General features: G+C 69.9%; 11 protein-coding genes. 6 read left to right on the top strand and 5 right to left on the bottom strand.

The window, feature by feature from the left end:
* Nucleotides 1-26: 26 nt before the first annotated feature.
* Nucleotides 27-1736: an FAD-dependent oxidoreductase gene (locus tag ACXJKD_RS14585; protein ID WP_457255335.1), complete on the top strand. Its 1710-nt coding sequence runs from the start codon at nucleotides 27-29 to the stop codon at nucleotides 1734-1736.
* A 16-nt stretch (nucleotides 1737-1752) separates the two neighbouring features.
* On the opposite strand, the gene glgA is transcribed toward ACXJKD_RS14585, so the two are convergent.
* Nucleotides 1753-2943: a glycogen synthase gene (glgA, locus tag ACXJKD_RS14590; RefSeq protein WP_457255336.1), complete on the bottom strand. Its 1191-nt coding sequence runs from the start codon at nucleotides 2941-2943 to the stop codon at nucleotides 1753-1755.
* Nucleotides 2944-3005: 62 nt separating this feature from the next.
* Here glgA and glgC point away from each other — a divergent pair, with 62 nt between their 5' ends.
* Entirely contained in the window at nucleotides 3006-4259 is a 1254-nt protein-coding gene (gene glgC, locus ACXJKD_RS14595) for a glucose-1-phosphate adenylyltransferase (protein WP_457255337.1), read from the top strand.
* The gene (locus tag ACXJKD_RS14600; protein WP_457255338.1) at nucleotides 4256-5071 is read left to right on the top strand and encodes an LLM class F420-dependent oxidoreductase; all 816 of its coding nucleotides are present in this window, start codon (nucleotides 4256-4258) and stop codon (nucleotides 5069-5071) included. The genes glgC and ACXJKD_RS14600 overlap by 4 nt, the downstream gene beginning before the upstream one ends.
* Before the next feature lie 378 nt (nucleotides 5072-5449).
* On the opposite strand, the gene ACXJKD_RS14605 is transcribed toward ACXJKD_RS14600, so the two are convergent.
* A complete protein-coding gene (locus tag ACXJKD_RS14605) occupies nucleotides 5450-5944 on the bottom strand; it encodes a hypothetical protein (protein WP_457255339.1) in 495 nt (164 codons plus the stop codon).
* A 339-nt stretch (nucleotides 5945-6283) separates the two neighbouring features.
* Between ACXJKD_RS14605 and serB the strand changes: the two genes are divergently transcribed.
* From serB to cphA, 3 genes are read left to right on the top strand one after another with little or no spacing between them, the layout of a single operon-like run.
* Nucleotides 6284-7507: a phosphoserine phosphatase SerB gene (serB, locus tag ACXJKD_RS14610; protein WP_457255340.1), complete on the top strand. Its 1224-nt coding sequence runs from the start codon at nucleotides 6284-6286 to the stop codon at nucleotides 7505-7507.
* 16 nt (nucleotides 7508-7523) lie between these two features.
* The gene (locus tag ACXJKD_RS14615; protein ID WP_457255341.1) at nucleotides 7524-8384 is read left to right on the top strand and encodes a cyanophycinase; all 861 of its coding nucleotides are present in this window, start codon (nucleotides 7524-7526) and stop codon (nucleotides 8382-8384) included.
* Between the two features lie 39 nt (nucleotides 8385-8423).
* Nucleotides 8424-11279 (top strand): cyanophycin synthetase, encoded by a 2856-nt coding sequence (gene cphA / locus ACXJKD_RS14620; protein WP_457255342.1) that lies wholly within the window; start codon nucleotides 8424-8426, stop codon nucleotides 11277-11279.
* Nucleotides 11280-11310: 31 nt separating this feature from the next.
* Here cphA and ACXJKD_RS14625 read toward each other — a convergent pair whose 3' ends face one another.
* The 3 genes from ACXJKD_RS14625 to fabG all read right to left on the bottom strand — a co-directional run bounded on the left by ACXJKD_RS14625 (nucleotide 11311) and on the right by fabG (nucleotide 15107).
* Complete coding sequence (locus ACXJKD_RS14625) at nucleotides 11311-13530, bottom strand: tetratricopeptide repeat protein (protein WP_457255343.1); 2220 nt, start codon at nucleotides 13528-13530, stop codon at nucleotides 11311-11313.
* A gap of 25 nt (nucleotides 13531-13555) precedes the next feature.
* Nucleotides 13556-14314 carry an enoyl-ACP reductase FabI gene (gene fabI, locus ACXJKD_RS14630; RefSeq protein WP_457255344.1) on the bottom strand — a complete coding sequence of 253 codons (759 nt, stop codon included), beginning with the start codon at nucleotides 14312-14314 and terminating at the stop codon, nucleotides 13556-13558.
* Between the two features lie 82 nt (nucleotides 14315-14396).
* A complete protein-coding gene (gene fabG / locus ACXJKD_RS14635; RefSeq protein ID WP_457255345.1) occupies nucleotides 14397-15107 on the bottom strand; it encodes a 3-oxoacyl-ACP reductase FabG in 711 nt (236 codons plus the stop codon).
* Nucleotides 15108-15188: the final 81 nt, after the last annotated feature.

Below are 15188 nucleotides of genomic sequence, written 5' to 3' on the forward strand. Positions count from 1 at the left end.
CGCCCCGCCGATTAGGCTTGGACACCATGGCGGACCCCGCAATCATCCTGGTGTCGGAGCACCACGCCGACACGCTGCTCGAGGAGTTCCAGAGCAGGTACCAGCGCGACTACGACTTGCGCACGGCCGGTTCGTGCGCCGAGGCCGAGTCCATCGCCCGTGAGATCCGTGACCGTGGCGACCACATCGCCCTCTTCGTCACGGACTCGAGGCTGCCCGACGTCGAGAGCGTCCACTTCGCCTTCCACCGCTGGCGCCTGGTCGTCGCGACCGCGCGCCGGGTCGTGGCAGCCCACTGGGACTACTTCCTCGCCGACGCGCCCGACCTGCGGGTCGGCATGGCGAAGGGCAAGTTCGACGCCTACCTCCTCATGCCGCGCGGTCGGCGTGACGAGGAGTTCCACAACGCCATCACGGACCTGCTGTCCGAGTGGACGTCCACCATCCCCCAGCCCGAGGTCGTCGTCGCCAAGGTCATCTCGCCGACCCACGACGCGCTCACGATGGCGATCCGCGACTTCCTCGACCGGATGGGGATGCAGAACCGGCTCTGGCACCCCGACACCCCTGAGCTGCAGGACTACCTGGCAGGGATCCGCGACCAGCTCGGGGTCGACGAGATCCGGTGGCCGCTCGTCGTGGCCGCCAACCGGGTGCCCATCCAGGCGACGAGCGTCCGCGACGTGGCGATCGCGATCAACGGCGCACCGCGCAACTTCGAGTTCGACGGCGTCGTCGACCTTGCCGTCGTGGGAGGCGGACCCGCCGGGCTGGCGGCCGCCGTCTACGGCGCCTCCGAGGGCCTGTCAGTCGTCGTGCTGGAGGCCGAGGCCATCGGCGGCCAGGCCGGCACGAGCTCGATGATCCGCAACTACCTCGGCTTCCCGCGCGGCATCTCGGGCATGCGACTGGCCCAGCGGGCGCGCAACCAGGCCCTGCGCTTCGGGACCGACTTCCTCACCGGGTGGGAGGTCACCGCGCTCCTGCCCGGCACCGACGAGACGCCTCACCTGCTGCACACGGACGGCGGTGACGTCCGGGCCAGGACCGTCCTGATCTCCAGCGGGGTGGCCTACCGCAAGCTGGGGGTGCCCCCGCTGGAGGCCCTGGTCGGTGCGGGCGTCAACTACGGAGCCGCCATGACCGCAGCCCGCGAGATGGAGGGCTACGACGTCGTCGTGGTCGGTGGCGGCAACTCGGCCGGCCAGGCCGCGCTGCACCTGGCGCGGTTCGCGGGCTCGGTGACGATCGTGGTCCGGCGCCGTGGTCTCGAGGAGACGATGTCGCAGTACCTCATCGACGAGATCGGCTACAACGAGCGGATCTCCGTGCTGCCCTGCACGAGGGTGGTCGACGGCGGCGGCGAGGGCCAGCTCGAGTGGGTGTGCCTCGAGGACACCACCAGTGGTCGGCGCACGACCAAGCCGGCGCGGGGGCTGTTCCTGCTGCTCGGCGCGGAGCCTCGGTGCGACTGGCTCCCACCCCAGCTCGCCCGCGACAAGCACAGCTTCGTCCTCACCGGACGCGACGTCCCCCGCGACCAGTGGATCGACGACGTGCCACCGGCCAACCTCGCCACGACCGTGCCCGGCATCTTCGCCGCCGGCGACATCAGGGCCGGGTCGATGAAGCGGGTCGCGGCAGCCAGCGGCGAGGGCGCCTCGGTGGTGCCTCTCGTGCACGCCTACCTCGCCCCCGCGACCGAGGACGAGCTGGCCTCGGCCCCGGTGTCCTAGCCCGGTCGGGAGCCGGCTAGCCCAACACGTCCTGGTAGACCCGGATCGTGCGGTCACCGATGGTGGCCCACGAGAACGCATCGACCGCGCGGGTGCGCCCGGCCAGCCCCATCGCGGCGGCGCGCGCCGGGTCACTCACCGCATCGTTGAGCGCGTGCGCGAGGTCCGCGACGAACCGATCGGCATCGAGGGGTATGCCGCTGCCGTCCTGCTTCTGCTCGATCGGCACCAACCAGCCGGTCTCGCCGTCCACGACGACCTCGGGGATGCCGCCGGTGGCCGTGGCGACGACGGCCAGCTCACAGGCCATCGCCTCGAGGTTGACGATGCCCAGGGGCTCGTAGATCGACGGGCAGGCGAAGACGGTCGCGGCCGACAGCAGGGCGACCACCTCGGCGCGCGGCAGCATCTCGGGGATCCACACGACGCCCTCACGGGTGGCGCGCAGCTCCTCCATCAGGCCCTGCACCTCGGCCATGATCTCGGGGGTGTCCGGCGAGCCGGCGCACAGGACCAGCTGCACGTCAGGAGGCAGCTGGGCGGCGGCACGCAGGAGGTAGGGAAGTCCCTTCTGGCGCGTGATCCGACCGACGAAGATGACGGACTTCCCGTCGGGGTCGACGCCGTGGCGGCGCACGGTGTCCTCGTCGCGGTGTCGTTGCCAGAGCTGGGAGTCGATGCCGTTGTGGACGACCTTGACCCGCTCCGGGTCGATCGAGGGGTAGCTGCGCAGGACGTCCTGGCGCATGCCCTCGCTCACCGCGATGACCGCGGCGGCCGCCTCGTAGGCGGTGCGTTCGACGAACGACGAGACCCGGTAGCCGCCGCCGAGCTGTTCGGCCTTCCACGGCCGCATCGGCTCGAGGCTGTGCGCGCTCACGACGTGTGGCATCCCGCCGAGGAGCGACGCGACGTGCCCGGCGAAGTTGGCGTACCAGGTGTGCGAGTGGACCAGGTCGGCGCCGACGCAGTCGCCCGCCATCGCAAGGTCGACCCCCATCGTGCGGATCGCGGCGTTCGCGTCCGCGAGGTCCGGCAGGTCGGCATACCCGCTCGTCCCCTCCTCGACCACGGGCACACCGAACGCCCTCACCCGCGCATCGACGTCGCCCCTGTCGCGCAACGCGCGGACGAGCTCGGCGACGTGGACCCCCGCTCCGCCGTAGATGTTGGGCGGGTACTCCTTGGTCAGGATGTCGACTCTCACGCTCGTGAGATTAGACCCGCGCTGGGGTCGCCGCGAGGGCGTCCATTCCCTAGGGTCGAGGCATGCCGTATCGACGTGGGGTTCCCAGGGTTCTTGCCATCGTCCTCGCCGGCGGTGAGGGCAAACGCCTGATGCCGTTGACCGCGGACAGGGCCAAGCCGGCAGTGCCCTTCGGAGGCATCTACCGACTGATCGACTTCGCCCTCAGCAACGTCGTCAACTCCGGCTACCTCAAGATCGTCGTGCTCACGCAGTACAAGTCACACAGCCTCGACCGCCACGTCACCAAGACCTGGCGCATGTCGACGATGCTCGGCAACTACGTGGCCCCCGTCCCGGCGCAGCAACGCGTCGACAAGAACTGGTACCTCGGCTCGGCGAACGCGATCTTCCAGAGCCTCAACCTGATCCACGACGAGAAGCCCGACATCGTCGTGGTCGTGGGCGCCGACCACGTCTACCGGATGGACTTCTCGCAGATGGTCGCCCAGCACATCGAGACCAAGGCGGGCGTCACCGTCGCGGCGATCCGTCAGCCGATCTCGCTGGCCGACCAGTTCGGCGTGATCGAGGTCGACGATGCCGACCGCCGCAAGATCGCCGCCTTCAAGGAGAAGCCCAAGGACGCCAAGGGTCTGCCCGACTCCCCCGACGAGGTGCTGGCGTCGATGGGCAACTACGTCTTCGACGCCGACGTCCTCGTCGACGCGGTGACCAGGGACAACGACCGCGACGGCAGCAAGCACGACATGGGCGGCGACATCGTCCCCGACTTCGTGAACAACGGCGAGGGCTACGTCTACGACTTCAAGGACAACGTCATCCCCGGCGCGACCGACCGTGACCAGGCCTACTGGCGAGACGTCGGGTCGATGGACTCCTACTGGGAGGCGCACATGGACCTCGTCTCCATCCACCCGGTCTTCAACCTCTACAACTACGACTGGCCCATCTACACCGACTACGGCCCGCTCGCGCCGGCGAAGCTCGTCCAGGGCGCGGCGGGTCAGTTCGGCGAGGCGCACAACTCGGCGGTCTCCCCCGGGGTCGTCATCTCCGGCGCCACCGTGACCAACTCGGTGCTCTCGCCGCGGTGCCACATCCACAGCGGCACCACCATCGACGACAGCGTGCTGCTCGACGGCGTCGAGGTCGGGCGCGGGTGCGTCATCAAGCGGGCCATCATCGACAAGGGCGTGCAGGTGCCGGAGAACACCACCATCGGCGTCGACCACGACCGCGACCGCGCCCGCGGGTTCATGGTCACCGAGTCGGGCCTGACCGTCATCGCCAAGTTCCAGGAGGTCACCGCGTGACGGTTGACCGGCCGATCCGGATCGGGGTCCAGCTCCAGCCGCAGCACGCCGAGTACGCCGCGATCCGTCGCGCCGCGGCCGAGGCGGAGGCGATCGGCGTCGACATCGTCTTCAACTGGGACCACTTCTACCCGCTCTATCGCGAGCCGGACGGTGCCCACTTCGAGTGCTGGACGATGCTCGGCGCCTGGGCCGAGGCGACCTCGCGCGTCGAGATCGGCGCGCTGGTCACCTGCAACAGCTACCGCAACCCCCAGCTGCTGGCCGACATGGCCCGGACCGTCGACCACATCAGCGGCGGCCGGCTCATCCTCGGCATCGGGTCGGGCTGGTTCGAGAAGGACTACGACGAGTACGGCTACGAGTTCGGGACTGCTGGTGGTCGGCTGAACAACCTGGCCCGCGACCTGCCCCTGATCAAGTCGCGGTGGGCGAAGCTGAACCCCCCGCCGACGCGCGACATCCCCGTCCTCATCGGCGGCGGTGGCGAACGCAAGACGCTCAAGATCGTGGCCGAGCACGCCACCATCTGGCACGGCTTCGGCAGCGCCGAGACCATCGCACACAAGCACGCCGTCCTCGACGAGTGGTGCGCCAAGCTGGGTCGCGACCCCGCCGAGATCGAGCGCTCCTCGGGCGTCTCCCCCAAGCCCGGTCGCCTCCCCGAGGACGTCAGGGACTACGCCGCCGGCGCCGAGGCCTTGTATGCCGTGGGCACGCGACTCTTCACCGTCGGCATCGGGGGCCCCAGGTACGACCTCGGCCCGATCCGGGATCTCGTCGCCTGGCGCGACGCCCACCAGACGACCTGACCTTCGGCCGTAACTGGGCACGGTCGGCCGGCCTCTGGCGTTGGAGGTTGGCCACGGGCCGAGGTGATCGAGATGGCTCTCGACAGCGTTTGGAGCCAAGACGAGTTCTGCGAGCCACTGAGCAACGCCCTACAGACTAGAGGCCCTCCGATATTTCGGGAGGGCCTCTGTGGTCACCGCACTCGCTGCGCGCGTCGGCGGCGACCTCGTAGCCATTCACCAGTCAGGTAGGTGACCGTTCCCACTGACAGACCGAGAAGGAGCCCCGAAGTCCGGTGCTCGGGCTCGAGGATGAGATAGCCGAACACGGCGAGAGCGACAAGCCACACGACGAGTCCGATGAGGGTTCGCTTCATGGCCACATTCATGAGTGTGGCCTCAGACTCGACACGTCACAAGCGCCAACTGAGTGAGGCCCATGTCCGCCAGCGGAGGCGCAGCCATTCGAATGCGGATGCACTTCTTCTGGTTCAGCCCGGACTGGATGAGGTTCTTGAGCGGCAGGTAGAAGACCGCAACGATGCTTCCCGAGGCGGCGGAGAGCACACCGGGAAGCCACGCACACGCCGCAGCGGACAGCATGTTGATGTAGTCCCAATGGTCTCTCAGCCACCACATCCATGACCAGGAGTAGCGGAGGTAGACGACTGTCCTGATCTGGCCAACGGTGTTGACGGCGACTCCATACCAGTAGTCACTGCCCTTGGCTGCAGAGACGACCACAGACGCCGCCGCAAGCTGCTCGACCTGCCTTTCCGCGTCCTTGGCCGCCGCCAATGCGCGTCCTGACTCGACGCCCTCGACGTAGACCTTGCCGCCCCGGACGATGGTGGCAGGGTCGGTCGCGACCTTTGCGGCCAGCTCGGCCGGCATCCCTGACTCATGAGGATTTTGGCGGCCTTTGAGTCCGACGGGGTCACCGCCCCGGCCGGGGCCGCGGAGAGGATCACCAGGGCAAGCCCTGCGACCGCCGCCACGATGTTGCGTTTCATGTGTCCCCCTTCAAATAGCCGGCTCGTTGGTCGAGCTCGGGCTAGCAGGGAGGGTACGAAAGTAGTCACATCCACGCACGTGACTGGATGTGACTACCTATATCTGTACAGACTCTTTACTCAGGATCGCGGGCAGGCGTTCCTGTCGGGCCGCGCGGGCGGACGGTCGGATGGCGAGACTCCCGCCGACGGCATGGACGGCCGTCGATAGTGTGGCGAGGTGCCCGACCTGACCGCGCAGACGCTCCTCGTGACCATCTCCGGTGAGGACCGGCCGGGAGTCACCAGCACGTTCTTCGACGCCATCGCCGACGTGGGCGCAGAGGTCCTCGACCTCGAGCAGGTCGTCGTCCGAGGCCACCTGACCCTGGCGATGCTGCTCGCGGCCGGCGACGCCCACGAGCGGCTGCGGACCGTGCTCACGACCGTCGGGCGCGACCTCGACCTCAAGGTGAAGATCAAGACGGGCACCGGCGACAGCCGCAGCCGCCGCAGTGGCCGCGCAGCGGTCGTCGTGCTCGGGGCGCCGCTGCGGGCCAGCGGCGTCGCGGCGATCACGGCGCGGATCGCCTCGCACGGCGCGAACATCGACCGCATCAGGCGGCTGTCGCGCTACCCGGTCACGACGGTCGAGTTCGACGTCTCGGGCGCCGACGTCGACCGGCTGCGCCGCGATCTGGCCATGGAGTCGAGCGTCCACGGGCTCGACATCGCGGTCGCCGCGGGGGGCCTGGCCCGGCGCGGCCGGCGGCTCGTCGTCATGGACGTCGACTCGACGCTGATCCAGGACGAGGTCATCGAGCTGCTCGCCAGCCACGCCGGCCGTGAGGCCGAGGTGGCGGCAGTCACCGCTGCTGCGATGCGCGGCGAGCTCGACTTCGCCGACAGCCTGCGTGAGCGGGTCGCCGCCCTCGAGGGCCTCCCGGCCAGCGTGCTCGACGACGTCCGCGCAGCAGTCCAATTCACACCGGGGGCGCGCACCCTCGTCCGCACCCTGAAGCGCCTCGGCTTCACCGTGGCCATCGTGTCGGGCGGCTTCATCGAGATCGTCGAGGACCTCGCCCGCGAGCTGGGCATCGACCACGCCCACGCCAACCGGCTCGAGGTGCGCGACGGCATACTCACCGGACGCCTGGTCGGGGACATCGTGGACCGGGCCGGAAAGGCAGCCGCACTGCGCCGATTCGCTGCTGAGGCGGGCCTCCCGCTGTCGCGCACGGTCGCCATCGGCGACGGGGCGAACGACCTCGACATGCTGGAAGCCGCGGGACTCGGGGTGGCGTTCAACGCCAAGCCGGTGGTGCGCGAGCAGGCCGACACTGCGGTCAACGTGCCCTACCTCGACGCAGTGCTCTACCTGCTGGGGATCACCCGTGAGGAGATCGAGGAGGCGGACGAGGCCGACGGCACGCCGACCCCCGCTCCGCCGATCCCCACCCCCTGACTCCTAGGCTGACGCAATGGCACGTACGCAGGGCCGCAAGGTCCCCACCCTGTTCATCATCGGCGGAGCAGAGGACCGGGTCGGCAAGGCGACCGTGCTCCGCCGGTTCGTGCGCCTCGCGGGTGGCAAGCGCGCTCGGATCGTCCTCATCCCCACGGCGTCGTCGTTCGAGAACGAGGTCGTCGAGTCCTACCGCGAGGTCTTCACCCGCCTGGGCGCCCCCGAGATCCAGGTCGTGAACCCGCCGAGCCGGGTCTCGGCCCACGACCTGGAGCTGGTCGCCCTGCTCGACCAGGCGACGGGCATCTTCATGAGCGGGGGCAGCCAGCTCAAGCTCAGCCAGCGGTTCCCCGGCACCCCGCTGGGCGACGCCCTGACCCGAGCCCACGAGCGGGGCACCGTCATCGGCGGGACCTCGGCCGGTGCCTCGATCATGAGCCAGTTCATGATCTCGATGGGCGAGGAGGGCGTCACACCGCGGCAGCGCTACGGCCAGCTCACCGCCGGGCTGGGGCTGATCGACGGCGTCATCATCGACCAGCACTTCGCGCAGCGGTCTCGCTACGGCCGGCTCATGTCGATGGTGGCGGCCTCCCCCAACCTGATCGGGGTCGGCATCGACGAGGACACCGCCATCGAGGTCCGCGACCGGCGCTTCTTCACGGTGCACGGCAGTGGGGTCGCCTTCGTCCTCGACTGCCGCAGCGCCGAGTCCGACGCGCCCGAGGCCCGACGGGGCGCACCCCTCATGGTCTCCGGCGCAGTCGTGCACTCGCTCCCCGCAGGCGCTACGTTCGACCTCTCGGAGGTTTGCCTCGTCGACTTCGTCGAGAAGCACCCCGATGTCGCGGTGGCCCTCGCGACGGCCAAGGCCTGACCCCACCGCCTCGCACTGCCCGACCCGCAAGGAGATCCCATGGCAGATCGCCCCACCCCCGCTGGTCCTGCTGCACCCGAGCTCTCGATCGTGGAGTCGCGGGTCTATCGCGGCGGGAACATCTGGTCGTACAGCCCGGCGATCCACCTCATCGTCGACCTCGGCGTCCTGGAGGCCTATCCCACGGACACCATCGACGGGTTCACCGACCGGCTGGTCGAGCTGCTGCCGAACCTGCAGAACCACACCTGCTCGCGGGGCGTGAAGGGCGGCTTCATCGAGCGGATGCGCGAGGGCACCTGGCTCGGCCACGTCGCCGAGCACGTCGCCCTGCAGCTCCAGCAGGAGGCCGGGCACGACCTGCGTCGCGGCAAGACCCGGGCGGTCAAGGGCCAGACCGGCGTCTACAACGTCATCTACGACTACGCCGACGAGGCGGTCGGCCTCGCAGCCGGCACGCTCGCCGTCCGGCTCGTCAACCACCTCGTGCAGGCCGAGGAGGGCTTCGACTTCCCCGAGGAGCTCGACGTCTTCCTGCGCCGCGCGCAGCGCACCGCGTTCGGGCCGTCGACCGGCGCCATCCTCGAAGAGGCGATCTCGCGCGACATCCCCTACATCCGCCTGAACTCGGCGTCCCTCGTGCAGCTCGGGCAGGGCGTCCACGCGCAGCGCATCCGCGCCACCATGACCTCGAAGACCGGCGCCCTCGCCGTCGACATCGCCAGCGACAAGGACATGACGACGCGACTGCTCGGCTCCGCCGGTCTGCCGGTGCCCAAGCAGGAGACCGTGCGCACCGCCGACGGCGCGGTTGCCGCCGCGAAGCGGATCGGCTACCCCGTCGTGGTGAAGCCGCTCGACGGCAACCACGGCCGAGGGGTCTGCCTCGACCTCACGACCGAGGAAGCCGTCAGGGCGAGCTTCGTCATCGCCGAGGGCGAGTCACGACGTGGCTACGTCATCGTGGAGTCCCACGTCACCGGCCGCGACTACCGCTGCCTCATCGTGGGCGGCCGGATGCAGGCCATCGCGGAGCGCGTCCCGGCCCACGTGGTCGGCGACGGCACCCACACCGTCACCGAGCTCGTCGAGATCACCAACGCAGACCCGCGGCGCGGGGTCGGTCACGAGAAGGTGCTCACCCGCATCAAGGTCGACGACGCGGCGATCGGGCTGGTGCGCGACCAGGGCTTCGAGCTCGACGACGTGCCGCCCAAGGACCAGATGGTCAAGCTCGCCCTGACCGGCAACATGTCGACCGGTGGCATCTCGGTCGACCGGACCTTCGACGCCCACCCCGACAACGTCGAGATCGCCGAGGAAGCGGCTCGGATGATCGGGCTCGACGTCGCCGGCATCGACTTCATCTGTCCCGACATCGCCTCCCCCGTGCGCGAGACGGGTGGCGCGATCTGCGAGGTGAACGCCGCTCCGGGGTTCCGGATGCACACGCACCCGACGGTGGGTGAGCCGCAGTTCATCGCCAAGCCCGTCGTCGACCTGCTCTTCCCGCCCGGCTCCCCGTCGCGGGTCCCGATCGTCGCCGTCACCGGCACCAACGGCAAGACCACGACGTCGCGGATGATCGCCCACATCTTCAAGGGAATCGGCCACAAGGTCGGCATGACGTCGACGGACGGCATCGTCATCGACGAGCGCCTGGTCTACAAGGCCGACGCCTCGGGTCCGCGGTCCGCGCGGATGGTCCTGCAGAACCCGCGAGTCGACTTCGCCGTGATGGAGGTGGCGCGCGGAGGCATCCTCCGGGAGGGCCTGGGGTACGACCGCAACGACGTCGCCGTCGTCACGAACGTCGCCCCGGACCACCTCGGGATGAAGGGCATCGACACCCTGGCGCAGCTGGCCGACGTCAAGGCCGTCGTCGTGGAAGCGGTGCCGCGCAACGGTTTTGCCGTCCTCAACGCCGACGACGACCTCGTCCGCAAGATGCGCCGGCGTTGCTCCGGCGGGATCGTCTGGTTCTCGTTGCAGCCGCCCGGCAGCAAGGTCCGCGAGTTCGTCGAGGACTACTGCCGTCGCGGCGGGCGCGCGGTGGTGCTCGACCACACCGACCGCGGCGACATGATCGTCATCAAGCACGGACGACGCTCGATGCAGCTGGCCTGGACCCACCTCCTGCCGTCGACCTTCGGTGGCACGGCGAAGTTCAACGTTGCCAACGCCATGGCCGCAGCCGGTGCGGCGTTCGCCGCAGGCGCCGGGCTCCACGAGATCCGCCAGGGTCTGCGCACCTTCACGACGAGCTACTACCTCTCCCCCGGACGCATGAACCTCGTCAACGTGCACAACGTCGACGTCTTCGTCGACTACTGCCACAACGCCCCCGGCATGCGGGTGCTCGGCGAGTTCGTCGAGTCGTATGCCGACCTGAAGGCCGGTCAGTCCGACCTCGGCAAGGTCTCGCGCATCGGCATGATCTCCACGGCGGGCGACCGGCGGGACGACGACATGCGCGAGCTCGGGTCGCTGGCAGCGCGCCACTTCGACGTGGTCGTGGTGCGCGAGGACGAGCGCAAGCGCGGTCGTCCGGCGGGTCAGACCGCCGACCTCATCGCCGAGGGGGCCAAGGCCGAGATCGGCAAGGAGGGCGTGCGCTGCCGCCAGGTCGAGATCGTCCTCAACGAGGTCGACGCGGTGCGGCACTGCATGGCGCGCGCGAACCCCGGCGACGTCGTGGTGCTCTGCGTCGACCAGCACGCGGAGGTGCTCGGCGAGCTCGAGCAGATGACCAAGCACGCCCAGGCGGGTGCCCACAACAAGGAGGGCATCGGCGACCCCGACCTCGACCCGGTCGAGATGCAGTCCGAGGCGCAGCAGTCCGGTGACGACGCCGCAGTGTCCGAGGCATCCGAGGTCGAGCCGGCCACCACCTGACGACCACCCCCAGTAGTKCGGAAGAATGAACTCAGCGGTCGCGCAGCTCCGCGGCATACCCCGACAGGGCACGCTGGTAGGCGAGGGCGTCCTCGTCACCGGCGTGGTGCAGGAGCACCTCGATGAGGTCGGCGACCGACGACTCGGCGTGCCCGCTGTCGACTCCGGCAAGGGCACGGAAGGCCTCGACGGCGACGCTGCCTGGGCGCTCGGCGCTGAGCTCGGTCAGCAGCGAGTAGGCGAGCTCGGGCTGTCCCGCGACCCGCAGGCTCGACGCCAGCTGGATCCTGGCGCGGTGCCGCTGCGGCTCGCGCAGACCGGCTGCGAGGCAGGCGCGGTAGAGCGGGATGGCGTCCTGCTCCTTGCCCGCGGCGTCGAGCGCACTCGCGTGCTCGAAGACCAGCCGCGGGTCAGCCGGGCGCTGGCTGCGCAGCCGGGCTGCGGTGTCGATCCGCTCCTGGTCGTCGGCCAGCTCCCACAGCTCGGCGATCTGGGCCTCGAACTCGTGCTCACCGCGCGCGGCCACCACCTTGCGGCGGATGTCGTCCGGGGTGTCGGCCCTGGCGCCCTGCTCGGCCAGCCACGACGCCACCTGGGAACGCTCGGCGTGGCACATGAGCGCCACGACGTCGCCGTCGGCTGCGCCCGGCACGAGCGCCTGCAGACCGCCCAGCTCGGTCTCGTAGGAGTCGATGTCGGACACCCCGGCGCGGGCGAGACCCGCGCGCAGGTGCGACTCCAGCTCCTCCATCGTGCGCCCGCGAAGGTAGTGCGCCTTGTGGGCGGCGACGACCCGGTCGGCCCGCAGGCCGGCTACCTCGCCGATCGACTCCAGCAGGTCGTCGGTGCGGTCGCCGGCCAGCCCGAGACCCAGGTGCACCTGCCCGCCGGGCACCTTGAGGCCGTGCGCGACGTCCATGAGCGCCTCGAGCCCGGCCTCGTTGTGCGCGAGGTCGACGATGACCGTGATGGCCGCGCCGTCCTCACGCCGCAGGGTGTAGGTGTTCATCCGGCCCGGGTTCAGCTTGTCGTCGGGGACGAAGGTGCGCAGCCCCTCGACGACCGCCGCCCGCGGAAGCCCCAGCCCCAGGGCGGCTGCTGCACCAGCGAGGGCGTTGGCGATGTTGTGGTGCGACAGCCCCGACAGGGTGGCAGGGACGTCGAGGATGCTGATCAGGCGGTCCGGGTCCTGTCCGTTCTGGAGGACCGTGATCGACCCGTCGAGCACGGTGATCGCCCGACCGCCCAGGTCGAGTGACTCACGGATCGCCGGGGCGTCGGCGCGCAGGGTGAAGACCCACGGCTTGCCCTTGATGCCGTTGCGCATGGACCAGACCCGCGGGTCCTCGCCGTTGAGCACGACCCAGCCGCCGGGCCTCGTAGCCTTGGTGATGATGGCCTTGACCTCGGCCAGCTGGTCGACGGTGTCGATCCCCTGCAGGCCCAGGTGGTCGGCCGAGACGTTGGTGACGACGCTGACGTCGTTGGAGGTGACGCCCATTCCCTTGAGCAGCATGCCGCCCCGGGCGGTCTCGAGGATGCCCAGCTCGACGCCGGGGGCAGTCAGCACGCCACGCGCCCCAGCCGGCCCGGAGTAGTCCCCCGCCTCGATGACCTCGCCCTGGACGACGACCCCGTCGGTCGAGGACCAGGCAGTCCGCAGCCCGGCGGTCATGCCGATGTGGCCGAGCAGGCGGGTCGTCGTGGTCTTGCCGTTGGTGCCCGTGATCGATGCGACGGGGATCTGCGGCTTGAGGATCGACGGACGGTCACCGGGTTCGGTGCGCCCGACCACCAGCCCCTCCTGCTCGATCACGTCGCCACCCTCGAGCCAGGCCCGGAGGACCGGGCCGACACCCTGCCCGAGCGCGCGCGCCCGGGTGCGTCGGCGCCATACGAAGGCCATCACGACCGCCTCGGGGGCACTGCCCGGACGGACCCGCACACCCAGTCGCGTGGTGCCGCTCGCGGCGGCCAGCCGGCGCACGGCCCGCTCGACCAGGCGCATGACGAAGCGCTGGCGCTGCTCGGTGCCAGGGGCCCCCGGGCGCGCGCTGCGCATGCCCACGCGGGTGGCCAGGTCGGTGAGGGTCCGCTCGTCCGCCGCGAGGTAACCCGGCAGCTCGAGGCTCACCTTGATCGCCGGCTTGGCGAAGTAGAGGTTCGGGCCTTCGAGGACCCGGACCTCCGTCACCGCAACGGCGGGCTGGGTGAGGGATTCGGGCTGGGCGACGGCGGGGGAAGACGTCATGCGGCGAGCCTAGTAGCGGCGGCGGTCACTGCCCCATCGCGTGGACGCCGCCGTCGACGTGGACGATCTCGCCCGTGGTCGCCGGGAACCAGTCGGAGAGCAGCACAGCGCATGCCTGTGCAGCCGGGACGGCGTTGTTGACGTCCCACCCGAGGGGCGCCCGCTCGTTCCAGGTCTCCTCGAAGGTCTGGAAGCCGGGGATCGACTTCGCGGCCGTGGTGCGGATCGGTCCGGCGGCCACGAGGTTGCAGCGCACGCCCTTCGGTCCGAGGTCACGGGCGAGGTAGCGGTTGGTGGACTCGAAGGCAGCCTTGGCGACGCCCATCCAGTCGTAGACCGGCCAGGCGAACTTCGCGTCGAAGGTCAGGCCCACGATGCTGCCGCCGTCCTTCATCATCGGCAGCGCCGCGACCCCGAGCGACTTCAGCGAGTAGGCCGAGGCGTGCATCGCCGTCGCGACGTCCTCGAAGGTGCCCTCGAGGAAGTTGAACGCGCCCTGGGGGGCGAAGCCGATGGAGTGCAGGACGCCGTCGAGGTGGTCCACGTGCTCGCCGAGCCGCTCCGAGAGGCTGTCCAGGTCGTCCTGGTTGGTGACGTCGAGCTCGATCACGGGAGGCGTGGTGGGCAGCCGCTTGGCGATCGTCTGGGTGATCTTGAACGTGCGACCGAACGACGTGAGCACCACCTCCGCCCCCTGCTCCTGCGCGATCTTCGCGACGTGGAAGGCGATCGAGGAGTCCATGAGGACACCGGTGATCAGGAGCTTCTTGCCCTCGAGCAGCATCTGGGTGCCTTTCGCTGTGGGTGTGGGGGCTGGGGCTGGTGCTGGTGCTGTGGGTTGGGTGGGTTGAGTCGTGGGCGCGGGCTCAGTGGCCCATGCCCAGCCCGCCGTCGACGGGGATCACCGCACCGGTGATGTATGCCGCGTCGTCACCGGCGAGGAAGCGCACCGCTGCCGCGACCTCCTCCGGCTGGGCGAACCGTCCCGCGGGGATGGTTGCCTGGTAGGCCTTCTTGCGGTCCTCGGGCAGCTCGGCAGTCATGTCGGTCTCGATGAAGCCCGGCGCCACGACGTTCGCGGTGATGCCGCGGCCGCCGAGCTCACGGGAGATGGACCTGGCCAGCCCCACGAGACCGGACTTGCTGGCGGAGTAGTTGGTCTGGCCGGGCGAGCCGTAGAGGCCGACGACGCTGGAGATGAAGATGATCCGGCCGTGGCGCTGCTTGATCATGCCCTTGACCGCGCGCCGCGCGCAGCGGAAGGCCCCGGCGAGGTTGGTGTCGATGACGACGTCGAAGTCCTCGTCGGACATCCGCATCAGCAGGGTGTCGCGGGTGACCCCGGCGTTGGCCACGAGGACCTCGACCGGGCCGCCGAGGATCTCCTCGGCCTCGGTGAAGGCCTGGTCGACGGACGCCGAGTCGGTCACCTCGCAGCGCACACCGCGCAGGCCCTCCGGTGGCTCACCCGACCGGTGGGTGATGACGACGTTGTCGCCGCCCTCCATCAGGGCCGTGGCGATGCTGAGACCGATGCCGCGGTTGCCGCCGGTGACCAGCACGTTGCGTCCTGCCATGGATGTCCTCCGGGGGTTCTCGACGATGCTCCGGGCCGGGCGCACACGCACGCTGCGCCTTCGCCGCGACCTTATCGACTA

It is taken from the genome of Pedococcus sp. P5_B7, assembly GCF_054049895.1.